Origin of the sequence: Epilithonimonas tenax DSM 16811, from assembly GCF_000428485.1 — a bacterium.
GTDB classification, from domain to species: domain Bacteria; phylum Bacteroidota; class Bacteroidia; order Flavobacteriales; family Weeksellaceae; genus Epilithonimonas; species Epilithonimonas tenax.
The window spans coordinates 67,004-92,343 of record NZ_AUAA01000008.1 but is presented as its reverse complement, the minus strand read 5'-3'; the positions used below and the strand labels follow the sequence as shown (position 1 = coordinate 92,343).

The 25,340-nt window shown below is 38.6% G+C and carries 26 protein-coding genes; 13 read left to right on the top strand and 13 right to left on the bottom strand.

The genetic code is table 11. From position 1 onward, the window contains the following. The first annotated feature begins 7 nt into the window (after nt 1-7). Nucleotides 8-1,249 carry a DUF445 domain-containing protein gene (locus F564_RS0105845; protein WP_028121797.1) on the top strand — a complete coding sequence of 414 codons (1,242 nt, stop codon included), beginning with the start codon at nt 8-10 and terminating at the stop codon, nt 1,247-1,249. A gap of 61 nt (nt 1,250-1,310) precedes the next feature. Here F564_RS0105845 and htpG read toward each other — a convergent pair whose 3' ends face one another. Further along, nucleotides 1,311-3,200: a molecular chaperone HtpG gene (gene htpG / locus F564_RS0105840; protein ID WP_028121796.1), complete on the bottom strand. Its 1,890-nt coding sequence runs from the start codon at nt 3,198-3,200 to the stop codon at nt 1,311-1,313. Between the two features lie 539 nt (nt 3,201-3,739). Between htpG and scpA the strand changes: the two genes are divergently transcribed. Continuing rightward, nucleotides 3,740-5,863, top strand: coding sequence for a methylmalonyl-CoA mutase (scpA, locus tag F564_RS0105835; protein WP_028121795.1), 2,124 nt, complete (start codon nt 3,740-3,742; stop codon nt 5,861-5,863). Nucleotides 5,864-5,942: 79 nt separating this feature from the next. On the opposite strand, the gene F564_RS0105830 is transcribed toward scpA, so the two are convergent. Beyond that, entirely contained in the window at nt 5,943-6,257 is a 315-nt protein-coding gene (locus F564_RS0105830; protein ID WP_028121794.1) for a cytochrome c family protein, read from the bottom strand. Between the two features lie 83 nt (nt 6,258-6,340). Here F564_RS0105830 and meaB point away from each other — a divergent pair, with 83 nt between their 5' ends. Then, nucleotides 6,341-7,324, top strand: a complete 984-nt coding sequence (gene meaB, locus F564_RS0105825) for a methylmalonyl Co-A mutase-associated GTPase MeaB (RefSeq protein WP_028121793.1) — start codon at nt 6,341-6,343, stop codon at nt 7,322-7,324. Here meaB and F564_RS0105820 read toward each other — a convergent pair whose 3' ends face one another. From F564_RS0105820 to F564_RS0105810, 3 genes are all read right to left on the bottom strand, one after another. Beyond that, nucleotides 7,325-7,840 carry a DUF4251 domain-containing protein gene (locus F564_RS0105820; RefSeq protein WP_228373868.1) on the bottom strand — a complete coding sequence of 172 codons (516 nt, stop codon included), beginning with the start codon at nt 7,838-7,840 and terminating at the stop codon, nt 7,325-7,327. It abuts the gene before it with no gap. 68 nt (nt 7,841-7,908) lie between these two features. Next, nucleotides 7,909-9,015 carry a glycosyltransferase gene (locus tag F564_RS0105815; RefSeq protein ID WP_028121791.1) on the bottom strand — a complete coding sequence of 369 codons (1,107 nt, stop codon included), beginning with the start codon at nt 9,013-9,015 and terminating at the stop codon, nt 7,909-7,911. Further along, entirely contained in the window at nt 9,016-9,231 is a 216-nt protein-coding gene (locus F564_RS0105810) for a hypothetical protein (RefSeq protein ID WP_028121790.1), read from the bottom strand. A 164-nt stretch (nt 9,232-9,395) separates the two neighbouring features. Between F564_RS0105810 and F564_RS0105805 the strand changes: the two genes are divergently transcribed. Then, nucleotides 9,396-11,918, top strand: coding sequence for an ATP-dependent Clp protease ATP-binding subunit (locus tag F564_RS0105805; protein WP_028121789.1), 2,523 nt, complete (start codon nt 9,396-9,398; stop codon nt 11,916-11,918). Between the two features lie 135 nt (nt 11,919-12,053). Here F564_RS0105805 and F564_RS0105800 read toward each other — a convergent pair whose 3' ends face one another. After that, nucleotides 12,054-12,578 (bottom strand): hypothetical protein, encoded by a 525-nt coding sequence (locus tag F564_RS0105800; RefSeq protein WP_028121788.1) that lies wholly within the window; start codon nt 12,576-12,578, stop codon nt 12,054-12,056. A gap of 253 nt (nt 12,579-12,831) precedes the next feature. Between F564_RS0105800 and mnmA the strand changes: the two genes are divergently transcribed. Beyond that, nucleotides 12,832-14,019, top strand: coding sequence for a tRNA 2-thiouridine(34) synthase MnmA (gene mnmA / locus F564_RS0105795; protein ID WP_028121787.1), 1,188 nt, complete (start codon nt 12,832-12,834; stop codon nt 14,017-14,019). 62 nt (nt 14,020-14,081) lie between these two features. Here mnmA and F564_RS0105790 read toward each other — a convergent pair whose 3' ends face one another. Genes F564_RS0105790 through F564_RS0105770 form a run of 5 tightly spaced genes read right to left on the bottom strand, consistent with a single transcriptional unit; the run spans nt 14,082 to nt 17,099 of the window. Then, entirely contained in the window at nt 14,082-14,828 is a 747-nt protein-coding gene (locus F564_RS0105790; RefSeq protein WP_084406776.1) for a LytR/AlgR family response regulator transcription factor, read from the bottom strand. A gap of 41 nt (nt 14,829-14,869) precedes the next feature. Then, entirely contained in the window at nt 14,870-15,169 is a 300-nt protein-coding gene (locus tag F564_RS0105785; protein ID WP_028121785.1) for a 2TM domain-containing protein, read from the bottom strand. A 19-nt stretch (nt 15,170-15,188) separates the two neighbouring features. Continuing rightward, complete coding sequence (locus tag F564_RS0105780; RefSeq protein WP_028121784.1) at nt 15,189-15,491, bottom strand: 2TM domain-containing protein; 303 nt, start codon at nt 15,489-15,491, stop codon at nt 15,189-15,191. Next, a complete protein-coding gene (locus tag F564_RS0105775) occupies nt 15,472-15,771 on the bottom strand; it encodes a 2TM domain-containing protein (protein WP_028121783.1) in 300 nt (99 codons plus the stop codon). Before F564_RS0105775 ends, F564_RS0105780 begins: the two co-directional genes overlap by 20 nt. A 2-nt stretch (nt 15,772-15,773) precedes the next feature. Next, a complete protein-coding gene (locus F564_RS0105770) occupies nt 15,774-17,099 on the bottom strand; it encodes a 2TM domain-containing protein (protein WP_028121782.1) in 1,326 nt (441 codons plus the stop codon). Nucleotides 17,100-17,288: 189 nt separating this feature from the next. Here F564_RS0105770 and F564_RS18790 point away from each other — a divergent pair, with 189 nt between their 5' ends. Both F564_RS18790 and menD read left to right on the top strand, forming a co-directional pair. Further along, the gene (locus tag F564_RS18790; RefSeq protein ID WP_028121781.1) at nt 17,289-17,486 is read left to right on the top strand and encodes a hypothetical protein; all 198 of its coding nucleotides are present in this window, start codon (nt 17,289-17,291) and stop codon (nt 17,484-17,486) included. 215 nt (nt 17,487-17,701) lie between these two features. Next, nucleotides 17,702-19,366, top strand: coding sequence for a 2-succinyl-5-enolpyruvyl-6-hydroxy-3-cyclohexene-1-carboxylic-acid synthase (menD, locus tag F564_RS0105760; protein ID WP_028121780.1), 1,665 nt, complete (start codon nt 17,702-17,704; stop codon nt 19,364-19,366). Between the two features lie 115 nt (nt 19,367-19,481). On the opposite strand, the gene F564_RS0105755 is transcribed toward menD, so the two are convergent. Further along, nucleotides 19,482-20,108, bottom strand: coding sequence for an aminotransferase class IV (locus tag F564_RS0105755; protein WP_028121779.1), 627 nt, complete (start codon nt 20,106-20,108; stop codon nt 19,482-19,484). Next, nucleotides 20,092-21,036, bottom strand: coding sequence for an aminodeoxychorismate synthase component I (locus F564_RS0105750; RefSeq protein WP_394330627.1), 945 nt, complete (start codon nt 21,034-21,036; stop codon nt 20,092-20,094). The genes F564_RS0105755 and F564_RS0105750 overlap by 17 nt, the downstream gene beginning before the upstream one ends. A 128-nt stretch (nt 21,037-21,164) precedes the next feature. On the opposite strand from F564_RS0105750, the gene F564_RS0105745 reads away from it, so the two are divergent. From F564_RS0105745 to F564_RS0105720, 6 genes are all read left to right on the top strand, one after another. Continuing rightward, entirely contained in the window at nt 21,165-21,866 is a 702-nt protein-coding gene (locus tag F564_RS0105745; protein WP_051259580.1) for a hypothetical protein, read from the top strand. Nucleotides 21,867-21,937: 71 nt separating this feature from the next. After that, on the top strand, nt 21,938-22,351 hold the full coding sequence (locus tag F564_RS20915; protein WP_051259579.1) for a hypothetical protein: 414 nt from the start codon (nt 21,938-21,940) through the stop codon (nt 22,349-22,351). Between the two features lie 89 nt (nt 22,352-22,440). Next, nucleotides 22,441-22,662: a hypothetical protein gene (locus F564_RS20910; protein WP_228373867.1), complete on the top strand. Its 222-nt coding sequence runs from the start codon at nt 22,441-22,443 to the stop codon at nt 22,660-22,662. A gap of 21 nt (nt 22,663-22,683) precedes the next feature. Continuing rightward, nucleotides 22,684-23,775 carry an AI-2E family transporter gene (locus F564_RS0105735; protein WP_028121776.1) on the top strand — a complete coding sequence of 364 codons (1,092 nt, stop codon included), beginning with the start codon at nt 22,684-22,686 and terminating at the stop codon, nt 23,773-23,775. 10 nt (nt 23,776-23,785) lie between these two features. After that, on the top strand, nt 23,786-24,037 hold the full coding sequence (locus F564_RS18780; RefSeq protein WP_051259582.1) for a DUF3820 family protein: 252 nt from the start codon (nt 23,786-23,788) through the stop codon (nt 24,035-24,037). Between the two features lie 233 nt (nt 24,038-24,270). Next, nucleotides 24,271-25,311 (top strand): glycosyltransferase family 9 protein, encoded by a 1,041-nt coding sequence (locus F564_RS0105720; protein WP_028121773.1) that lies wholly within the window; start codon nt 24,271-24,273, stop codon nt 25,309-25,311. Nucleotides 25,312-25,340: the final 29 nt, after the last annotated feature.

Here is a 25,340-nt window from a genome sequence, read left to right as displayed (position 1 = left end):
CTGACTTATGAATGATGAATTAAAAAAACAACAGCTGCGCAACCACAAACTCTTGGCGACAGGATTATTTGTTCTCATGGTCATTATTTTTGTGGTAACAACGATTCTCCAGAAGCAAGATCATGGGCATTGGATTGGTTATATTCGGGCATTTTCTGAGGCAGCAATGGTGGGTGCATTGGCGGATTGGTTTGCTGTGACAGCACTTTTTCATTATCCTCTTGGAATCAGAATTCCGCACACCAATTTGATTGAGAATTCTAAAGAAAAAATTGGAGACAACTTAGGAAACTTCGTGGTAGAGAATTTTCTTTCACCCCAGAATATAAGGCCATACATTCAAAAACTAAAAGTTTCGGTTTACGCTGGTGATTGGCTTGCCAAAGAGAAAAATAAGCATCTTCTGATGACTGAACTGTCATCCATTTTAATTAATATTATGACCAAGCTGGAAGACGAAACGGTGGTAAAATTCATCACCAGCAAAGCGGAAGAAATGACCGACTCGGTCAAATTAAATTCGATCATTGGAAACGGCATCGATTATATTTTGACAAAAAATGACCATCAGAGATTGATCACGGCACTCAGTTCTCAAATCAAAAATTACATCCTTGAAAATCAGCAGTTGGTGACAGAAAGAGTAGAAAAGGAAAGTTTTTTCTTCATCCCAAAATCAGTCGATTCCAAAATTTCTGAAAAAATAACGAAAGGGTTGAGCGATTATTTTCGGGAAGTGGAAGAGGATGTGAATCACGCCCTAAGAGCTGAAATCACCAATAAAATCTTCGAATTTTCTAAGGAACTGAAAGAAGATCCAAGGTGGGAATCTGAATTCGAAAATATAAAATCAGAATTCCTGCAGGGCGAAAAGCTGCATCAATATTCCAGTGACATCTGGCAATCTTTAAAATCCACACTTCTGAAAGAGTTAACAGATCAGGATTCTAAACTGAAGTCTTATATCAAAAAAAATCTGGACGGGTTTGTTTTCAATCTTCAGCATGATGCGCAATTCCAAAACCGGATTGACCACTGGGTGCAAGTCACCGCTTATCAATACATCCTAAAAAACATAAAAGGTTTCGGCGAATTGATAAGCACCACGGTCGGAAATTGGGAAGGCAAAGAACTCAGCCGAAAGTTGGAATTGGAAGTTGGAAAAGACCTTCAGTTTATCCGGATCAACGGTACTATCGTGGGTGGTCTGGTAGGTTTGATGATCTACACCGTTGCGAATTTGATATAAAAAGGCGTCTTGAAAAATCTCAGGACGCCTTTTTGGTGTAGGAATGACAATGGTTTTTATACTATTTCAAACTCTCAAAACTGCGTTTGATAAAGTCTGTCAGTTCTTTTCCTTTCAATAGATTCTGAGACAGTTTTGCAAGATCCAAAGCTTGGTTGATCATCGCAGTTTTCTCCTCAGCACTCTCTTTTTTCAGTAATTCCCCAGCGAACTCTGAATTAGAATTCACCACCAGATTGTACATCTCCGGGAAACCGCCCATTGCGAACATGCCACCGCCGCCAGTGGCCTGCATATCTTTCATCCTTCTGAAAAACTCCGGCTGAGTCAATGTAAAGGGTGCATCTGTAGAATCCAGATCTTCCAGCTGAACTGTAAACTTCGTATCATTAATTGATTCTTCGATGTTTTTCTTCAAAGTTTCTTTATCCGTTTCATTCAATTTAGAAATAACAGGTTCATCTTTTTTGATCAAGTTATTGATGTGATCCGCATCCACTCTGGCAAAAGAAACATTGTCCTTAGAACCTTCCAATTTCTGGATCAAGTGCGGCACAATTGGGGAATCCAACAAGAGAACTTCATAACCTTTGTCCTTCGCAGACGTTATGTAGCTGTGCTGCTCATCAGCGTTGGTTGCATACAGAATGACCGTTTTGCCATCTTTATCCGTTTGAACAGGTTTGATCTTCTCAACCAATTCATTCCAAAGATAATATTGACCTTCCGTTGTTGGGTAAAGTGCAAATTTGTCAGATTTTTCGTAGAATTTATCCTCAGAGATCATTCCGTACTCGATCACGATCTTGATGTCATTCCATTTCTGTTCGTAATCTTTGCGGTTTTCATTAAAGAGAGACACCATCTTGTCCGCCACTTTTTTCGTGATGTAAGACGAGATCTTTTTCACCGCGCCATCAGCCTGCAAGTAAGAACGCGAAACGTTCAACGGAATATCCGGAGAATCGATCACACCTCTCAGCAACATTAGGAAATCCGGCACAATGCCTTTCACCTCATCCGTCACATAGACCTGATTTTGATACAATTGAATTTTATCTTTCTCAATATTAAGGTTATTCGCCAATTTCGGGAAGAACAAAACACCTGTCAAATTGAATGGATAATCCACGTTCAAATGGATGTGGAACAACGGATCTTCAAACTGCATCGGATACAATTCTCTGTAGAATTGGTTATAATCTTCCGCTTTCAGCTCACTCGGCGCTTTTGTCCAGGCAGGATTTGGATTATTAATGATATGATCTACCTCAACCGTTTCAGGTTTTGCATCTTCCGCCGAACCTTCTGGCAAAGGCAAAGTCTCAGTTTTCGTTCCAAATTTAATCGCAATTTGATTGAACTTGTTATATTTCGTCAAAAGCTCACGGATCTTGGATTCTTCCAAAAACTCCAAAGAATCTTCTGCAATATGAAGCACGATTTCCGTTCCTCTGTCAGATTTTTCCGTTTCTTCCAAAGTATATTCCGGACTTCCGTCGCAGATCCAACGCACTGCTTTGGAGTCATCTTTATAAGATTTAGTGAAAATTTCCACTTTCTCCGCCACCATAAACGCCGAATAAAATCCAAGACCAAAATGGCCGATAATTCCTGCATCTTTCGCAGAATCCTTATATTTTTCAAGGAATTCCTCCGCACCGGAAAATGCAACCTGGTTGATGTATTTCTCCACTTCCTCGCCCGTCATCCCAAGACCTTGGTCTTTAATTGTAAGCGTTTTCGCCTCTTTATCAATTTTTACCTCGATGATCGGATTGCCATAATCCACTTTCGCTTCACCAATCACCGTCAGATGTTTCAACTTCGTCGTTGCATCTGTCGCGTTCGAGATCAATTCACGAAGAAAAATCTCGTGATCACTGTAGAGAAACTTCTTGATCAGCGGAAAAATATTCTCCACCGACACATTAATACTTCCTGTTGACATATTTATATTATTTTTTTGTTTTATTAATTACCTAAAATCTAAACATCAGAATCAATCTAATTTCTAACATCTAAACTCTCACATCTATTTGGGCGACTGCCAAAAGCCAAAGCTTTACCCACGCTATTTTGTCACCGGGCTATCCGTTGCAATCTTTTGCTTTTCACGATTTGTCACTGATTGACACATTTCCCAAGCAAAAGGATTTCCACTACTATCCCTGTCGCGGGTTTCCACAGTCCATCAAGATTTCACAAAAAAAAGACCATCCAACAATTGATGACAAATTGTCGCTTACGATGATGTCTCTAATAGAAAAGTCTTCGACTCCGCTCAGACTGACACTGTTAAAATTGCGCAGACTATATTAGAGTTGTCACACTGAGCGGAGTCGAAGTGCTCACCTATAAACTTATGTGTTCTTTATTTGGGTTTAGGATTAACTCATTTTATTTAAGTGTAAAAAACTTTTGTGCCTTTTGTGGTTCAAAACCTTTCCCAAAATTCCTTACATTTACTTTCCACAAGACTAAAACAAAATGCGCCACAAAATACAAAATCAAAACCCTGATTTCAAGACCATTACCTTAGATTCCAATTCAGAAAATTACACTTTTGAAAAAGACGGTTTGGAACTGAAATCAAAATACACCAGCGAAGATGTCAAAAACAAAGACATCAAAGCTGGCTCGGCAGGCATTGCGCCTTTCCTACGTGGTCCCTATTCTACGATGTATGTTCAGAAACCGTGGACCATCCGTCAATATGCAGGATTTTCCACCGCAGAAGAGTCTAATGCTTTTTATCGAAGAAATCTCCAGGCCGGACAAAAAGGCCTGTCGGTAGCATTTGATTTGGCAACACACCGCGGTTATGATTCCGACCATGCAAGAGTCGTCGGCGACGTTGGAAAAGCAGGCGTTGCAATTGATTCTGTGGAAGATATGAAGATTTTGTTTGATCAAATTCCACTCGACGAAATCTCAGTTTCAATGACGATGAACGGTGCCGTTTTACCGGTTTTATCATTTTACATTATAGCTGCAGAAGAACAAGGCGTATCGATGGACAAGCTTTCCGGAACCATTCAGAATGACATTCTGAAGGAATTTATGGTGCGAAATACTTACATCTATCCGCCAACACCATCAATGAAAATCATTGCCGATATTTTCGAATATACTTCTAAGAACATTCCGAAATTCAACTCGATTTCGATTTCGGGATATCATATGCAGGAAGCTGGCGCAACACCGGTTTTGGAAATGGCCTACACCTTAGCAGACGGTTTGGAATACGTAAGAACCGGAATCAAAGCTGGAATGAACGTCGATGATTTTGCCCCAAGATTATCATTCTTTTGGGCAATCGGAATGAATCATTTTATGGAAATCGCCAAGATGCGCGCCGCTCGCTATATTTGGGCGAATCTTCTAAAACAATTCAATCCGCAGAATCCAAAATCTTTAGCTTTAAGAACGCATTCCCAAACTTCTGGCTGGAGCTTGACAGAACAAGAACCTTTCAATAATATCACTCGAACTACAATTGAAGCTTTGTCTTCAGCTTTAGGCGGAACGCAATCTCTTCACACGAATGCTTTGGATGAGGCAATCGCTTTACCAACAGACTATTCAGCAAAAATTGCAAGAAATACGCAGATTATTCTTCAGCAGGAAAGCGGAATCTGCGACGTTGTCGACCCGATGGGCGGAAGTCACTTGATTGAGACTTTAACCCAACAAATGATTGAGGAAGCAATGAAATTCATAGATGAAGTGGAAAAAGAAGGCGGAATGACCAAAGCCATCGAAGCCGGAATCCCAAAAATGAGAATTGAAGAAGCGTCAGCCATTAAACAAGCAAAAATAGACAATGGCGAAGAATTTATCATCGGCATCAATTCCTTCAAATCAGATTTAAAACAAACCGAAATCGAAATCCTTGATATTGATAATACAGAAGTCCGCAGAAAACAAATTGAAAGATTAGACTCAATAAAATCAAGTAGAAACACCGTGGCGGTGAACCAAATTTTAGATGAAATTCGGAAGTGTGCCAAATCCGGAAGCGGCAACCTTCTGGAAATTTGCATAGAAGCCGCTCGCAGAAGAGTTACATTAGGCGAAATGAGCGATGCGATGGAAGAGAGTTTCGGACGTTACAAAGCCAATATCAGAACCATATCAGGAGTTTACGCAATGAATGCAGGAAAAAATGAATACTTTGAAAAAGCAGTTGCTTTAAGCCAGAAATTCGAAGACCAGGAAGGAAGACGACCACGAATTATGGTCGCAAAAATGGGACAAGATGGTCACGACCGTGGCGCAAAAGTCGTAGCAACTGCATTTGCCGATATGGGATTTGATGTGGATGTTGCACCGCTTTTCCAAACGCCGGAAGAAGTGGCGATACAAGCTGTGGAAAATGACATTCACATATTAGGCGTTTCGTCTTTGGCGGCTGGTCACAAAACGTTGGTTCCGCAAGTGGTGGAGGAACTGAAAAAATTGGGAGCAGATGATATCACAATCGTCGTTGGAGGTGTAATACCGCAACAGGATTATGAATTTTTGTATCAAAATGGCGCTCATCATATTTTCGGTCCGGGAACTAATTTGCCGAAAAGTGCGGTGGATATTTTGGAAAAAATGTTAGAATAATTTAAAACTAAGCTTTTGAGTGTGTTTAAAAATAATTAAAAAATAAAATTCCCAGGACCTTATTGTTAAAGAAGAATAGTTATTTCTTCGCATTCGCATTCACGTAAGCCAAAACCCAATTGGTTTCGTCCGCATTTAATTTTGCTTTAGGTGCCATTGCTGCCATAATCGGCTGCCAGTCTGCTATCGTGAACTGTGAAGGTGAAGGCAATCCGTGGCATCTTCCACATTTTAAATTAAATAGATCTTCTCCTTTTTTAAGCATTTCTTCTTTGCTAAGATTTGCCATTGGAGCAGAAGTTTCAGTCGATACTGTAGCAGGAGTTGCTTGCTGAGTTTTGCAAGAATAGACGATCACACCAAGAAGAAACAGACTATATATGTATTTTTTCATTATTTTTGAATTTGATTCTCATCAAAAATAATTAATTTGAAACAGCTTCGTGCAACAGGTTCTAATTTGTAACAATTCCAAATATGGCAAAGCAATTCGGTATCGATGATTACATCGCAGGGATCAAAGCGTCTGACAAAAGGATCCTTGGCAAGGCCATTACCCTGATTGAAAGTAAGAAATCTGAACATCGGGACCTTGCGGATCAACTTTTGAAACGCATTATTCCTTTTACCGGAAAATCTGTCAGAATTGGAATTACGGGCGTTCCCGGCGCTGGAAAATCTACTTTTATAGAATCTTTTGGAAAAATGGCGATCGAAAAAGGAAAAAAAGTCGCAGTTTTGGCTGTTGATCCAAGCTCGTCTATCAACAAAGGAAGTATTCTTGGCGACAAAACCAGAATGGAAGAATTGGCAAAAGATCCCAATGCTTTTATCCGCCCAAGTCCCAGTTCCGGCTTTCTTGGTGGCATTGCGAACACGACTTATGAAAGCTTATTAATTTGCGAAGCGGCAGGTTACGACTATATTCTGATAGAAACCGTCGGGGTTGGGCAAAGTGAGACTCTGGTCAATGATATTACCGATGTTTTTCTTTTTCTGAAAATAATTGGCGGCGGCGATGAACTGCAAGGGATCAAACGTGGTATAATGGAAATGGCAGATCTGATTTTCATTAATAAAGTCAATTCCGAAAATCTATCCAAAGCCAAACTCACGAAAACCGAATTATCAAGAGCGTTGCAATTGATCACGGCCAAAGAAAAAGGCTGGAGAGTCCCCATCATATTAGGTTCAGCCTTAGAGAATGAAGGCCTGACAGACACTTTCGAAAAGATAGAAAGTTTCATTTCACTTAAAAAGAAGAATGGAACTTTCCAAGAAGACCGGAAAGATCAGGCCGAAAAGAGATTCGAATTTTGGGTCAAGGAGTATATTCTAGAGAAAGCAAAACGGGATCATTCCTTAGAAAATTTATACTTGGAACACAAGAAAAACTCATGGGATCTCAACTCAAATTCCAGTTCTGAAGCCCGGGAATTTGTCAAGAAGTTATTTGATTAATTATTTCGCAGCTGAAAGATGGCCATCAAAACTGATGGGCTGTCTGTTATTTGAATTCACAGATAGAAAAGCACTTCCATTTTTGAAAACCTCCAGATTGAAAACATAATTCTCTCGTTGGTCTCTTGGCGCGATCACAAAAAGTGTATTTCCTTTTTTTGTGGAGGCTTGTTTGACCGTGAATTCTTTAGACTCAAATCTGATTCCGCCATTATTTGCATCACCAGGACTTGCATTGAAAGCTCTTCCAAAATAAGGTAAGGATACGCTAAACAAATCTTTTTTTAAATTAAAACCATTGCCTGGATCAAGATTCAAAATCCGAGTCCCGGTAGAACCCGGCATCGAGTTCATCACATTGATGACATCATAGTTGGTTGGAAAAGCTTTGGTTGCATTGAAATCAAATTCTTTGTTTTGAACCACAGAGCTCAAGCTTGTTGGATCTAAATAAGTTTGACTTCCGCAACTGATCGTCAGCAAAGCGATACTGAATATTAATACTAAGGATTTCATTTTCATAATTTTATCAAGTTAATACATCCAGAATGATGCACCTTTTAGATGCAATAAAAACCAAAAGGTTAATGGTTGTGCTCTAATTCTTTTCTGGAATCGCTGAAAAGTTTCAGGATCTTATCTTCTTCGTTTTCCCAACAGAGCTCATCAGAAGCCACATTCAGGTTGTGAAGATAGAAGGCTTTGCCATTGGCCAACACCAGATTTATTTTCTCTGCAAGATGCTGTGGTGAATGATTTTCTATGATCTCTCCTACTCCAAAAGAATTGATAATATTTGTCATCTCAGGGAAATTGGAAACCACAACAGGCACTCTTGACTGGATGTAATCCGAAATTTTATTTGGTAAAGAATAATAGTAACTGAGTCCATTGTTCTCTTCGATACTCAATCCCACATCTGCTTTTGGTGTGATCTCACGAAGGTTTTGTGGCGATAGTTTTCCAAGGAATTTGATCTTTCCCTCCACTCCTGACTGCTTTGCCAAAGTGCAGAATTCTGCTTCCAAAGGGCCGCCGCCAGCAATCCAAAGCTCCGCATTATCTATCAATTCCATGGCCAGGATGGCTTTATCAATGCCTCGGGAATAGTTGAGCCACCCTTGGTAAAGAATTATTTTTTTTGAATTTTCTTTGGCTCCAGTGAATTCAATTTTCCTTGGTAAATTACTAATTACCAAAGGCTTATTGATGTCATATTCCTTAACAAACCAGTTGGCGTAAGAATGACTTGCCGTTATCATTCGTTTGATTTTCGGGACAAAAGTCTTTTCGATTTTTTTCCAAACGTGTTTTACCCAACGGCCCTGGATGGTTGGCATTTCTGTAAAAATCTCGTGGCTGTCAAAGATAATCGGGATGTTGCGTTTCCTAGAAATCAGATAATTTGGCATAAGCGTTTCCAAATCATTGGCTAATAAAATGGTCTTATTGTCAGCACGTTTTATGAGTTCTTGGTAGAGTTTTCTCTGGAATTCTATATAAGCTAACCTTAAAATTTTCGATTTTAAATCAATCCTGAAAAAAGCATAAGGCCGTTCCATTTCTGGTGCTCCAAGCCAATTGCAACCAATTAGAATAGGTTCGTATCCATTATCGTAAAGCGTTTTACACACCTTCTCCACACGCTGGTCGGTATATAGATTGTTGAAAACACTTACGATCACTTTCATCTAAGTCTTTTTTAAAATATTATAAAGTTGAATCAAAGTAAGAACTGCATTGGGAATGATGATTGGCCAAAGCATTCCGCTGTATATTCCGTAGATCACGAAACAAATACAGCCCAATAAATTAATGGTTCTTATCGTTTTGATATCTTTCAGGAGAAAGCTAACTACCACGAAAACAGAAGCCAAGTAACCTACATATTCTGACCAATTATTCATGAGCACTTTTTAAGAATTACAAACCTAAACAATTTTATAAAAAATCAAGTCATAAAGTCCGTTTTTTTTGATGGCAATCTATTTGCAAACAAATATTTAAATTTTACAATAATTAATTGTAGGATTTATCATAAAAAACATAACTTAGTGTATAATTTTTAATTATGGATTATAAATTTTCAGACGGTTTGAACCGCGTGTTCAAACAAAGCAAAAATGAAGCAAGGCGTTTGCAGAGTGAATTTCTGAATACTGAACATTTCCTTTTAGGAATCATCAAAACTGAAAATTCTGCAAAAGAGATCCTCGAAAGTCTAAGTGCGGATCTTACCCAGATAAAGAGAAAAATAGAAAGCCTGAGCTCTGTAAACTCAAATCCGTTTACCGCGAATATGGGCAGTATTTCTTTCACAAAAATGGCAGATCAAGCCGTGAAAAGGTCCGAACTAGAATGCCGACAATACCAATCTTCTGATATCAATACGGTGCACCTTTTACTAGGTGTTCTTTACAAACAGGAAGATCCGACGGCTAACATTCTTCAGGCTTATGATATTGATTATGACGCTGTGCAGAAAGAGTACAGAACCATGCTGAAAAATACAGATCAGCTGCCACAAAATAGTGCTTACGATGATGATGAGGAAAAAGAAGAGCCGTACAGCCAAATGAAAAAGCCGACCGGAAATCTGGGTGCTCAGAAAAGTAAAACCCCAACCTTGGATAACTTCGGCCGTGATCTTACTTCTCTCGCAAGAGATGGAAAACTAGATCCCGTTATCGGTCGTGAAAAAGAGATCGAAAGGGTTTCTCAGATCTTATCAAGAAGAAAGAAAAACAACCCCCTTTTGATAGGTGAACCAGGTGTTGGTAAATCCGCCATTGCAGAAGGTCTGGCTTTGAGAATTCAGCAGAAAAAAGTGTCGAGAGTTCTTTATGGTAAAAGAGTAATCACTCTGGATCTTGCAAGTTTGGTTGCGGGAACCAAATACCGTGGACAATTTGAAGAAAGAATGAAAGCGATCATGACAGAACTGGAGAAAAACCGTGATGTCATCCTTTTCATCGATGAGTTACACACCATCGTTGGAGCGGGAAGTTCTACAGGAAGTTTGGACGCTTCCAACATGTTCAAACCGGCATTGGCAAGAGGCGAGATCCAATGTATTGGTGCTACGACGCTAGACGAGTACAGACAGTACATCGAGAAAGATGGCGCTTTGGAACGTCGTTTCCAAAAGGTGATGGTAGAACCAACTACGGTTGACGAAACAATCCAGATCCTTCACCAGATCAAAGATAAATACGAGGACCACCACAACGTTCATTACACAGATGAAGCGATCACCGCGTGTGTCAACTTAACGGCAAGATACATCACAGACAGATTCCTTCCAGACAAAGCCATTGATGCAATGGATGAAGCAGGATCAAGAGTTTATATCAAGAATATGAAAGTTCCTTCCGAAATCATCGAGCACGAAGAAAGAATCGAAGAAGTGAAGGAATTGAAGCAGCAAGCGGTAAAAGCACAAGATTACCTCGAAGCCAGAAAACTGAAAGATGAGGAAGAAAGACTTCAGATCGAACTGAATCTCGCCCAAGAACAGTGGGACAAAGATGTCAAAGAGAAAAAAGAAGAAGTAACAGAAGAAAGTGTTGCGGAAGTGGTTTCTATGATGAGTGGCGTTCCGGTGACCAAAGTAGGTAAAAACGAGCTAGACAAACTGGCCCAAATGGATGATAAACTGAACGGAAAGGTAATAGGCCAGGAAGACGCTGTGAAAAAAGTGGTAAAAGCCATCCAAAGAAACAGAGCAGGCCTTAAAGATCCGAACAGACCAATCGGAACATTCATCTTCCTTGGAACTACCGGTGTTGGTAAAACAGAATTGGCGAAAGTCATGGCGCGCGAATTATTCGACTCGGACGAAGCTCTGATCAGAATTGATATGAGTGAGTATATGGAGAAATTTGCGGTTTCCAGATTGGTTGGAGCGCCTCCAGGATATGTTGGATATGAAGAAGGTGGACAATTGACGGAAGCCGTCAGAAGAAAACCTTATGCAGTCGTTCTTCTTGACGAGATTGAGAAAGCGCATCCAGATGTTTTCAACATTTTGTTGCAGATTCTGGACGAAGGATTTGTCACAGATTCTCTTGGAAGAAAAATTGATTTTAGAAATACGATCATCATCTTGACTTCCAATATCGGAACCAGAGATCTAAAAGACTTCGGTGATGGTGTAGGATTCGGAACCAATGCCAAGAAAACCAATACCGATGCAAGAGCAAGATCTACCATCGAAAACGCTTTGAAAAAGGCATTTGCCCCAGAATTTCTGAACAGAATTGATGATATCATTATCTTTAACTCTCTACAACAGCAGGATATCAAAAAGATCATCGATTTGGAACTGTCCAAATTGTACAGCAGATTGGATAAATTAGGCTATAAAGTTGAATTGAGCGAGGATGCCAAAGATTTCATATCTGAAAAAGGTTGGGACAAAGACTTTGGAGCGAGACCGCTGAAACGCGCCATCCAGAAGTATATAGAAGATTTGTTAGCAGAAATGCTGGTTAATAAGCAATTCACGGAGGGAGAAACGGTTGTCCTAAGCATCAATGAAGCCAAAGATGGCTTGCAAGGAGAAACTGTTAAAGAAGACCAGATTGTCAAATAATCATATTTAAAACGATATAGGCCACCTCCAAAAGGTGGCTTTTTTATATCATTATGGCAGATTGTACATATTAATGAAGCCCTCTAAAACTTACAGAACGCCAAGCAAGGATGATTGATAGAGGGCTTTATTTTTTTATAATCCCACCACAAAGCCAACACTTGGGACAAATCCGGCACCAAATATACTGCTGTTCTCTTTCCAAAGAACATTATACATCAATCCAAACTGCACAAACGCATGATTTCCCAAAGCCTGCATGTAACCGCCGCCCAAATATAGGGCAGTCTCGTCTGTATTGAATTTGTAACCCGTGAATTTTTCTTGGGAACTGATGAAATATTGCTGAAGATGAGCGCCTACAAAGAAAGAACGTGCAAAATAATAATTCATAAACGGACCCACACCAAAGATTGTCGATTTGTAAAAATCTGATGTCTGCCAGGACACGTTGCCTATAAGGCCGCCTTCCAACTGATCTGTGATCTTGTACCCCACTCTCGGCGAAACTTGAAGATTAAAGTAACTGTTGCTCCCGAAACCAACACCCAATCCGCCACCGAAAGTCCAGCGGTTGGATGGAGTGCCGGCACTCATTGCTATTTGAGAAAAGCTAAGCAAGCTAATTGGAACTAAGAAAAGACTAAACATTTTTTTCATAATAAGTGTGTTTTATAGTTTAAAAAAAATCGAATGACACGCAGCCCGGCCTGAGTGGAGCTCTTTTTCTTTTTTCTCAAAAAAAAGAAAAAAGCGGGAACGGAGGACGGATCTAGCTGCCAAAATTATTGTCTTTGATACAATCGTTTTTATCAATGTTTAAAATTATGGTTTTTTTGCGAAACTTTTAACCGTATTTTTGCATCCTCAAACTAAGAACTCCCGTCAAGAGTTTCGTAAAAATTGAAATCAAATGAAAATAGTAGTTGGCCTCTCCGGAGGCGTAGATTCTAGCGTGACAGCTTATCTTTTGCAACAGCAAGGTCACGAGGTTATCGCACTTTTTATGCGAAACTGGAACGATGCATCCGTCACATTGGAAGATGAATGCCCGTGGATCGAAGATAGTAATGATGCGCTTCTTGTTGCACAAAAATTAGGAATTCCTTATCAGGTCATTGATATGAGCGAGCTCTACAAAGAGCGGATTGTGGATTATATGTTTGACGAATATCAGAAAGGAAGAACGCCAAATCCGGATGTGCTTTGCAACCGTGAAGTGAAATTCGATGTGTTTATGAAAACGGCTTTATCGCTTGGTGCGGAGAAAGTGGCAACAGGTCATTATGCGCGCGTGACTTCTACCGTTGACGACAATGGAAAGGAAATTTTTCATCTGTTGGCTGGGAAAGATAACAACAAAGACCAAAGTTATTTTCTCTGTCAGTTGAGCCAAGATCAATTGTCGAAAGCGTTGTTCCCCATCGGGGAATTGACGAAACCGGAAGTGCGGGAAATTGCTAAAGAAATCGGCTTGGTAACGGCAGACAAGAAAGATTCTCAGGGACTTTGTTTCATCGGGAAAGTGAGTTTACCCACTTTTCTTCAGCAGCAACTGGTTCCCAAGGAAGGCGAAATTGTAGAAATCTTCAACGACTTTGCAGAATTTCATAGAGAAACGCCAACTTTTAATTCAAAATTAGAAGAGCTGGAATATCTTTCTGCGAAAATCAATTATAAAAAAGAAGACGGAAAAGTGATTGGTAAGCACCAAGGTGCGCAGTTTTTCACCATCGGTCAGAGTAAAGGTTTGGGCATTGGTGGTCACAAGGAATCTTGTTTCATCATTTGCAGAGAGATGGAAAACAACATTATTTTTGTGGGCGAAGGCAAACATTTCCCTGGACTTTTCCGCAAAGCTTTGAAAATTGAAAATGCTGAACTACATTGGGTTCGTGAGGATTTGAGATTGAAAAACGGCGAATCTATGGAAGTGATGGCGAGAATCCGTTACAGACAAACTTTGGAAAAAGCTACGATTCATCAATTTGAAAGTGGATTTTATATGGAGTTTGAAAACCCGCAGTCTGCGATTGCTGAAGGGCAATTTGCGGCTTGGTATTTGGAGGATGAATTGATTGGAAGCGGCGTGATTGCTTAAAAATAAACTGAAATTAAATAAATGAACAGGCTTTGCGAAGATTTCGTAAAGCCTGTTTTGTTTTAGTTTCCAGCCAGCCAATCCTTAAAATCCTTCACTCTATCCCTACTCACCGTAATTTCTTCATCCGGCTGGAATTCCAAATCAACTTTATAATTGGGCGAAGTGTGAATGTTTTTGATGTAATCTGAGCTGATGATGAATTGTCTGTTGACACGGAAAAATTTGCTCTCTTCCAAGACATTTTCCAGTTCGTCTAGCGTAAAATCTGTTGGGAAATTCCTTTCCTTGGTTTGCAGATAGACGATCTTATTCTCACTGTAGAAACAGCTGACCTCATTGATGGAAACGACTTTCAGATTATACCCTATTTTCACCAAAATCCGGGAAAGTGTTGCTTGTTCTTTTTTAACGATTTGTCTGATTTCCTGCGAGTTGACAGCACCTTGTTCGGGTAAGAACGATTTGAATTTTTCTATCGCCTTTGCCAGATCTTCCGCTTCGATTGGTTTCAAAAGGTAATCGATGCTATTGAGCTTGAAGGCTTTCAAAGTATATTGGTCAAAAGCGGTGGTATAAATGATAAATGCCTTGGTAGCAACTTTATCAAAAATATCAAATGACAATCCGTCACCAAGAACGATGTCCGAAAAAATCAGTTGCGGATGTTCATTTTCTTGAAACCAATCGACTGATTCCTCCACAGAATTGAGGCTCGCAACTACTTCTAAATCAGAAAACAAACCCAATAATTTCTCAAGTCGTCTGACTGCCGGTTTTTCGTCTTCGATGATTATCGTTCTTATCATTTTTATAGTTTATTTTATTGAATTCGAAATTAGGTAAAATATTATTTTTCTTTGTCCATTAATTTGCGAATTTTCCTTTCTTCCCATTCCTTGCCTAAGAAAACAAATCCAGCGTGAATCATAATTAATATTCCCCAAATTATAAGGCTGTAAAATTGATTTACTTTTATCCTCATATAGCCTAGCTCGTGATAAAGAATATTGAAAATTATCACTACAACATTTACAGCAACGTAAGCAATTAAATGAGCATAGAAGCCTCTAATTTCTCTGACTCTTTTTTGCGCATTCAGATAACGAAGTTTTTCATCTGAGTTATTTTCTAACTTTCGATTTTCCATTGACTAAATTTTAGTCGTATTATTTATACTTTTCCATTAATTCTTTCGTTTTTCTATCTTCCCAATCTTTTCCTAAAAAATATCCGGGACAAAAAACACCCGCGCCGTGCGCTACCAATCCTATTCCCCAGAAAACTGGTGTTGCCCAAATCTCCCAGCTCCAGAAGCTGTGTTCTTCGCGGATCTCGCTCCAGTTGGCAAAAATAAGGAATAGATTGACCAAGGTATAGATGGTCAAATGGGTGTAAAAACCTTTGAGGCGTTTTACTTTTTTTACGGCTTCGCGATATTCGATACCGTTTTTATCTTGAATAATTTCCATTGTTTTGTTTTTTAAGTTCTTTATTAATCATCTCTTTTTCCCAATCCGAGTTCAGGAAAAATAACTTGAAACCTCTTATAGCCAGTAGCAATCCCCAGATAATGAAGATCCATGAAACCTGAATGTGATCTAAGTTTGAAAACCCGTATTTGAAAAATCTGATGCCATAGATGACTCCAAATATGATGATAAAGACCACTACACTGGTATAAAATTTTCTGATGTTTTTTACTCTTTCCACCGCTATCTCGTAGTGGATCCTGCTGTTGTTATTTTCCATGATTATTTTTGATTTTCTTTATTAAGTATTTCCTGTATTTTCTTTTCTTCCCAATTTTTTCCTATCGCGAAAACGTTCATCGCGTGTGCTGTCAGACCAATTCCCCAGCCCAGCATCGGCCAATAAAACCACAGTTGTCCTGGCGAGGTAAGCAGATTAAAGATCGTCAGAAATGGAATAACAATGCAATAGGAGATCAGATTTCCATAAAAACTTTTGAGTTCTTTTACTCTTTTTGCCGCTCTATGGTAAGCGATATTTTCTGTGTCTGGTGCTGTGTAGGTATCCATTTTTTTAGCAATTTTTTCCGTTAGTATTGGTATTTTCACTTTGAAAGTCTGTTCTGATTTTTCTATAAAAACATGATCCCTGGTAAGCAGCGCATAACGCTGAACGATATTTGACAAACCTATTCCCGCACTTTCTTTGAGTTGTTCCCGCACCTGGAGGTTATTTTCGATACAGAGAAATTTTCCTTCTGTGAAGATTCTGACATTCAACGGTTTGGATGATGTTGCAAAGTTGTGTTTGATGCAGTTTTCCAGTAACAATTGTAAGGAGAGTGGCACTACCAGTTTTTGCAGATCATCAGGATTGATATCAAAATTAAAACTGACACTGTCTTCAAATCTGGTTTTCAATAAGTTGCAATATATCTTGGCAAACTCTATCTCATCTTCCACTTTCACTATTTCTTTGTCTTTTTGCTCCAAAACGTAACGGTAGATTTTTGACATCGATGTGGTGAATTTCTGCGCCTGTTCAGGATTCTCATCAATCAAAGCGGTTAAGACATTCAAAGAGTTGAAGAGAAAATGCGGATCCAATTGGTTCTTCAGAGATTCGAATTGGGCATTGGCAGATTTTGCAATCAGTTTCTGCTCTACCACTTCTTTTTTGGTATTTTTTTTCAACTCTTCCATAAAGCCTTTGGCGTGAAGGAAAGCCGAAATCATCAAAGAGATATTAATTGTAAACCAATTAACCATATTGTATTTTTCTGAAAAGAACGCTGCCGTTGTTGCTTTTTGCTGAATGACCACAAAATTGAGATATCCGCATAGATAACTGATGATAACATTAATGAAAACAAGTGCAATAATCCCAAAAATTGTTCTCGCTCTGGTTTGCTCTGTCCAGGAGAATTTTTTATTCAAAAGCTCATTCGTCATCGCGTTTCCAATCCCCAGAAAAAAAGAATACACAAGACAAATTAAAAGTCCGTAGAAAAAATTCTCTATCGTTTTGTCATCTGTAGTAATGATGAAAAAAAAGATATTGACGCCAAAACCGACCCAAAATAGTGATATGATGTTTTTCTTTTGCATTATAATAATTTCTGAGTCCAAAATTAGCTTACCTACTAAGCTTCTGCAATTATATATGACCGAATTGTTAAAAAAACCGACTGAACTGTAAAAAGTGTCCTTCAGAATCTTAAATTTTTGATAAGATTGAGGTTTCCTATTCAAAAAGGAACATCTTTTGCTGAGGAAAAAATATTAATCTTTAATGATATGAAGAGAAACGTAGAAATCATCTTTGCCGGAATCTTTGGGACAGCAGCTGTTCTGGGCGTTTTGGTGGTAAGAAAATATGTAAGAAACAGAGTTTATAACAGCGATTATGCTGACCACCATCACTTATTCGGGAACGCCAAGAGAAATCCCTATGCAGCTGCGGATGACGGCGTAGAGTTAGACGCATTTTTATGACACACCCTATTTAATTATACAAATTTCCGGTTCTCAAGAGCCGGATTTTTTTGTGAATTACATTCCGAAATTTTAACGCTTATAAGTATCAAATTTTGCGACTTCATAAGAACCGAATTAAATTTTAAATTGCACCTTTGCGATAAATTACAACACCTTGCCCAAAGGTTTTTATTAAATTTGCAAACTGATTTATTTCTCAGTAAATTTTTACAATGAAGCAATATTCCGCAAAACGCAGCATCCAGATTCTAGCCCATATTCTTGAACAATACGGCATCCATAAGATTATCATTTCGCCAGGTTCTAGAAATGCGCCTTTGTCAATCCATTTTTCAGAGATCGATGCGTTCCAGTGTTACAGTATTGTGGACGAGAGAGCGGCGGCTTTTGTAGCATTGGGCATTTCAAAATCGATCAAAAAGCCTGTTGCCATTACCTGTACAAGTGGTTCTGCGGCCACCAATTATTATCCTGCAGTTGTAGAGGCATTTTATCAGAATGTGCCGCTACTGGTCTTGACTGCGGACAGACCTGCGGATTTTGTGGATATTTTTGACGGACAAACGATTCGCCAAAAAAACCTTTTCCAACAGCATTCTTATGGTGACTTTGAACTGTTGGAAGACGAAAAAGATGGTGCAGAAGACCATAATTTTGAAACGATTAAAAAAGCGGTCGAACTTTGCATCGAAAAAAGCGGCCCTGTTCACATCAATATTCCTCTGAATGAGCCTCTTTACAATCTGGTAGATGAATTGCCTGTTTTGCCGGCTGTCGAAAAGACAATTCAGAAAAAAGCGTACGAAATCCCATCCAACCTGATTGCAGACTGGCACATTTCCAAAAGAATACTCATCCTTACTGGCACATTAGCACCCAACGCAGAGTTGGATGCACAACTTGCCCAATTGGTTAAAAACCATACAGTTGTAGTTTTAACAGAAATGGGCTCCAATCTCCAGCACGAGAAATTCTTTGCTCATATTGATCGTTATATTACAGATTTTACCGAGGAAGATTACAGAACATATGCGCCAGATTTGCTGATTACCATCGGACAGAATGTCGTTTCCAAAAGGGTGAAACAATTCCTCCGAAAAGCAAAACCTGCACAGCACTGGCACATCGATGAATATTGGCAGCCAGATACTTATTTTGCTTTAACCCAAAAAATTGAAACAAAAGCGGAGATTTTTTTCTCCAAGTTATTGAAATCCATCAATCTGGAGCCAAGACCTTTCTTCAATCTTTGGGATGTTCTGAAGGACAAAAAAGACGCGAAACACGAGGAGTATCTGAACAAAGCACCTTTTTCAGACTTTTATCTTTTCCGCCAATTATCAAATCATACTCCAGAGAATTACAGAATTCATTTCTCCAACAGTTCTGCCATCCGATATGCACAATTATTTGTTTTTCAAACCCATGATGTTTATTGTAACCGCGGAACCAGCGGCATAGACGGCTGTACTTCTACGGCGATGGGATTTGCGATGATGGAAGATGAACCTACGATTTTGATTACCGGAGATTTGTCATTTTTCTATGACATTAATGGACTTTGGAATCAATACATACCGCCTTACACGAGGATTGTGATCTTTAATAATGGTGAAGGCAACATTTTTAAAATCATTCCCGGACCAAGTGGCACCAATGCCTTGGACGAGTTTATCGCCACCACGCATCACAGAAACGCAGAATTATTGGCAAAGAATTTCGGTTTTGATTACACGAAAGTGGAAGATGAAATTACGTTGGATCGGGTTTTACCCAACTTTTTCAAGTCCAATCCGAAACCGAAAATTTTGGAAGTCATGACGTCCGAATGTAATAATGCGGATATTCTGAAGCAGTATTTTGCAGCGTTGAAGTGATTTTTATCGAAAAGTCGCTAAAGGCATTTAGTCGTAAAAATGAGTACCGTTGCAAGAAGTGAGTTGCTTTTTTGTTGTTTTTTCATCAAATTCTGCGGCCTTTGCGGGCACGAACTCAAAAATCCAAATCCGATTCATCTTTCGGTAGATTGATGATTTTCTCGATAGGATAAATGAACATTTCATCAAAATCATTCAGTGCATTAATCAATTGAAAATGCGAAAATTCTTTGATATTACCCATTGTAATGTCGGTTTCTTTGATTTTTTTCGAGGCTAATAGACTTTGTCGCATCACGCCATTCAAAAGATAAGTTTTGGGTGTGAACCAGGTTTTATCTTTCAGGAACAGAAGATTGGAATAAGAGCTGTCTGTCATCTGGTTTTGTTTCACAATAATAATCTCGTCTGCATCACTATTTTTTTTCATTTTCTGGAACTCAGTTCTGTCTGCAGATTTAAAAGCATAATCAATTTCATTACCAATAACCAATTCGAAATCATCGTGATCAGAAATAGCGTAAGGCATAATCTGCGTTTTGAAACTGTTTTCCAAATCATATTCTATCCGGAATTTGTAAAGACCGTCTTCATCGTGTTCCAAGTTGAGGAACAGGCTGTGAATATCAATTTGACACAGCTTTCCGAAATTGGAAAAAGTGGCATTCATTCTTTTCTGATGAAGTTCTGTCAGGAAGATCTTCTGATCTTCAACCTTGATGCTTTCAATAAATCGGGACATAGATTTTGTTTTTCATTTCTTCGTATTCACTGCTTAGCTCGCTTTGATGTGTGATTCCGCCGCCACTTTTGAAAAAAAGCTTACCGTTTTCATTTTCAATAAATCTGATCATCACGCAGGAATCCAGATTCTCACCATCAAAATAACCTGCAACTCCGGTGTAAAAACCACGGTCGTATTGTTCAGCTTGCAAGATGATCTCCAAAGTTTTTGGTTTGGGAGCACCGAGAATAGATCCCGCTGGCAATAATTTTTGAAGAATAGATCCTACTTTGTTCTGGAATTCCGGTTTTATCTCGCCTTCGACCTCAGAACTCATAGCGAGTAGATTTTTCTGTTTGGTTTTAAGATAATCAATCCTTTGGAAATCCTTGACTTTCACTTGATTGGCAACCATGCTGAGATCGTTTCTCAACAAATCGACAACTGTATAATGTTCCGCTTTTTCTTTCACATCATTTTTCAGGATGTTCTCTGCATCTACAATTTCCGCATCAATTGTGCCCTTCATTGGATGTGTGAAGATCTTATGATCCACGATCTCTACGAAGGTTTCCGGTGAGAAACAGACGAATTCATCTGGAAGCAGAATTTTATATTTGGCGTTTGACAGCCGGAAGATCTCGTCCAAAGTCAGGCTGGTTTCGATGTTGGTTTTTCTGGTATAATTCGTGAGATAGGAGTTTCCTTTTTTTAAATTTCCTTGAACTATGTCGAATCCTTTTTGATAATCTTCCAAAGTTTCGGGAAATGATTTCCAATCGAAGTTTGGAGTTATTGCGTGGCCATTACTCACATTTGTAACACTCGGAAAATCAATCAACAACCTATTATTTTCAATTTCGTTTTGAGTAAAAATACGAACCTCATCCATCAAAAAACTGATCAGAAAAAAAAAGGGTTCTTTTCTTTCTGATAAGTCATCCATTCTTTGAAACTGCGAATTCTGAAACATAAAACAAAAGTAGAGAAAAGATGATAGAGAAAAGATAAAAGACTTAAAATATGGATTATCTGTTGCAATCCTCTATTTTTGCAAAAATTTTTAGAATGACAATGCCAAAACCAGAGATCGGGAAATTACTGACAGAAGCCTATCAATATTGGATGAGAACTTTGCCTTTTCAGTTTTTGTTTACGGTGATTTATTTTTCTGTGACCATGTTTGCGGGCTCTTTTGCTTTCCGGTATTACGGACTTTTTGAAGAGATCCAGAAGTTTCAGGGTTTGTTCTATTCTGATAGTCAAGCTTTTTTGACCAAATATACAGCACTCATGCAGACCGATAATGCGGTTTTGTTTTTGCAGGTGATGATCGTCATAAAAGCAGTAATTTTCCCGCTGAATATTGGTTTTCTGAAAATCTACAGAAAACTGGATCTTGGAGAGAAACCGGAAACGGGTGATCTTTTTGCGGGTTTCCAGGGTCACTATTTCTTTCTGTTTGTGATCTATTCTTTGGCTTGGAGTATGATCAATAATTTTCTTTCGGTTTTTACTTTGATCTGGATTCCGATGATGCTTTTTATTCCGGCATTGATGTTTTTCAAAGGGTTTAATTATTTTCAGTCGTTTCAGATCAGTGTTCAGACTTTTCAGAAGCATTTTATTTTGATCTTCATCGCAACAATGGTTTCTATCCTATTTTCGTACTGTGGATTTGTGCTGTTTTTCTTTGGAATCTTCCTGACTTTTCCGTTTTGGAATGCGATGATCTATGTGCTTTACAAACACTTAATCGCTGATTTTGAGGAATAATTGATGATGAGTTAATTTATGTCAAATTTTTTTTATGTAGATTTGATTATAAACTTCAAACTTAAATCACTATGGACAATTTTACTGAATTCGAAACCCCTGCCAATATTCCCTCGAAGGAAGCAGGTAGCATCATTTCCCACGCATTAGAAATTTTCAAGAATACATTTTTGTATTGTTTCCTTGCCGTTGTCATCTATTTCTTATTAAGTTATCTCATCCAGCCTGTGACCGGTTTTAACTCGACGATGCTGATGGAAGAGATAAAAGAAAGAGGAAACGGTTACAGTTACAACGATCTGATAGCAACGCCCGGCGTCGTAGCTTATGGTGGCGTATCTTTTTTTGTGGGATTACTGCTGGCACCAATATTTGTAGGATTGATTTACATCGCCAACAAATCGAATTTCCGTAAGACCATCACGGTATCTGATTTATTTTTTGCTTACAGACAAAATTTTGTCCATATTTTCATTTATGCATAATCACACAGATTGTTCTTACGATTGCCTTTTTGATGTGTTTTTTGCCTGCTATACTGGTTCTTCCGTTTTTCTTTTTGGGTTATCCAATTTTGATTTTCGAAAATGCCGGTGCAATTGATGCGCTCAAAAAATCGTTTAACATCGCTCAAGAAAATTATGGCACGCTTTTGCTTACTGCACTTTTAGCAGCTCTTATAAGTATTGCAGGCATTGTCGTATGTTGTGTTGGAATTTACCTTACTATTCCGTTTTTTTACATTGCAATGTATTCTGCTTACTGCGCTTATCTGGGAGCTCCAAGGCAATTATAAATAAAAACTTACAATTAAAATATGTCAGATTCCGGAAAACCAATAGATTCTGTAGTAATAAAGCAGATCGCTCTAATTATATTAATATGTGTTTTAGTCGGCTTGATTTGTTGGAATCTAGCATTGTTTCTCCCTTCGGTTCTAGGAGCAGTCACGCTGTATATCGTCTGTAGAAAATACAATCATTATCTGGTTGAAGAAAAAAACTGGAAACCCTGGTTGGCGGCATTGGTTCTGATGCTGGCCTCATTGATTATTCTCATTCTCCCAGTTTACTTTATCGTAGATATGCTGGTTGCCAAAGCTGGAAACGCGCAGGCTTATATGGAGAAATTCAATATATTTCTGGAAAAGATCCATCAGTTCATCTATTCCAAAGTTGGATTTGACATCCTAAGCAAAGAGAACATCACAAAGGTGACCAATTTTGCCGGAACACTGTCCACCAAAGCTTTGAGCACCACTGTCAATACTTTTACCGTGATTGTATCGATGTATTTTATTCTCTACTTTATGTTTGTAAAAGCGAGATTATTTGAAAAAATCGTCTCGAAAGCAATCCCTTTCAAAAGAGCCAATACCAAAATGCTGGGTGACAAATTCAGAAAGCTGGTACTGGCAAACGCCATCGGGATTCCTGTGGTAGCACTAGGACAAGGCGTTGTCGCACTGATTGGTTACTGGATATTTGGAGCACCAAGTGCAATGCTTCTCTTTGCGCTGACTGCCGTCGCATCTATGCTTCCGGTTGTTGGGGCCGCCATAGTGTATGTTCCTGTTGGGATATTTATGATCGCAGAAGGCAATTCCGGACCTGGGATTGGCGTTTTGATCTATGGACTTGTGGTCGTAGGACTTACGGATAATCTGCTGAGATTCACATTACTGAAAAAATTGGAAGACATCCACCCTTTGGTTACCGTTTTTGGGATTATATTGGGGATGAATATTTTCGGGTTTATGGGATTGATTTTCGGTCCTATTTTGATGTCCATTACAGTACTACTGATACAGGTTTACCGTGATGAGTTTTCTGATGAAGATACACCGCCACCATTACAGATACCAAATGATAATGAAGAGCTTGATCAAAAAATAAATTTAATCGTATAAAATGGAAGGTTTGAATCCTGACATCCTGAAGGAAATCTGCGAAGTCAGAATGCCATTTGGAAAACATAAAGATATGATTCTCGCAGATCTTCCAATCAGCTACCTAGAATGGTTTCAAAGCCAGGGAATGCCGAAAGGAAAGCTGGGAATGCAGCTGTCTACGATCTACGAAATCAAAATCAATGGTCTGATGGAATTATTGATTCCAATCCGTGGACAAATTAAAAATCAGAAGCCTGCAAATAAGGTTTATAAGTTTTAAATTATAATGCTGGTTTATAGTATAATAATTATTCTGCTTGGAGTTGGATTATTTAAATATTCTCCCGAAATCTTAGATCGTGAAAAAGAAGACGCTAATAATTTTTTAAGACGGTTTCTCGCAAAATATACAACTGTCTTTATCTTAAGAATTCTTTCAATTTTTATTATTTTTGTGGGGCTTTTTGGCATAATTTCATTTATTTATAAGATAGCTAATTAGCAAATATTGTTATGAAAATTAAGAAAAAAATAAATACTGCCAGAAGATCACTGATGCGAAGACTGACCAAAAACATTGGTAAATCGTCTGCAGACTTCAAGCAAAAAAAAGATGTTAAAATTCAAAGAATTCTCATATCCAGACCCAACCACAGATTAGGGAATCTTCTGCTTTTAACACCACTGGTTCAGGAAGTTATCAACACTTTTCCGGACAGTAAAATTGATCTTTTTGTAAAAGGCGGCGTGACACCAATTATCTATAAAAACTACAAAAACATCCATCGATATAACCAGCTTCCCAAAAAGCCGTTCAGCAGTTTGGGTCAATATATCAAAGGTTGGTTTCGGCTCAAGTTTCGGAAATACGATCTGGCGATCAATTCCAACCCAGGCTCATCTTCTGGCCGATTATCCATTCTTGCAACCAACTCTACTTACAAGTTTTTTGGAGAACACGATGAAGAACTTAATGAAAAATACCCGGATTACAACCACGATGCAAAAAAAACCATTTACAATTTGAGGCAATTTTTGACAGAATTAGATTTTCCTGAAAATACATCTAAAATCCCGTCATTAAAGATCATTTTAGACCAACAGGAACTCGCAACTGGCAAACAGAACCTTCAGAAAATCGTCCAAAACGATAAAAAAACGATCTGTCTTTTTACCAATGCCACCGGCGCCAAAATCTATTCCGAAGAATGGTGGCATACTTTCTATGACAGACTCAAAACAGCCTTCCCAGAGTACAACATCATAGAACTTTTGCCCGTAGAAAATATTTCAAAATTAAATTTTAAAATTCCGAATTTCTACAGTACAGACATCCGGGAAATGGGCGGATTTTTAGCAAATTGTGCACTGTTCATTGCTGCAGATAATGGCGTAATGCATCTAGCCAGCGCTGTAAATGTACCAACAGTAGGACTTTTCCAAGTCACGGACGAAACGGTTTATGGCCCCTACAACGACAAAAGTTTCTCTATCAATACAAATAATGTAGATCTGGATAAAGTAATAGACCTTATCAAAACGTCTTTACCATAATACCACTCTGCTTTCTTACAAACGACAAT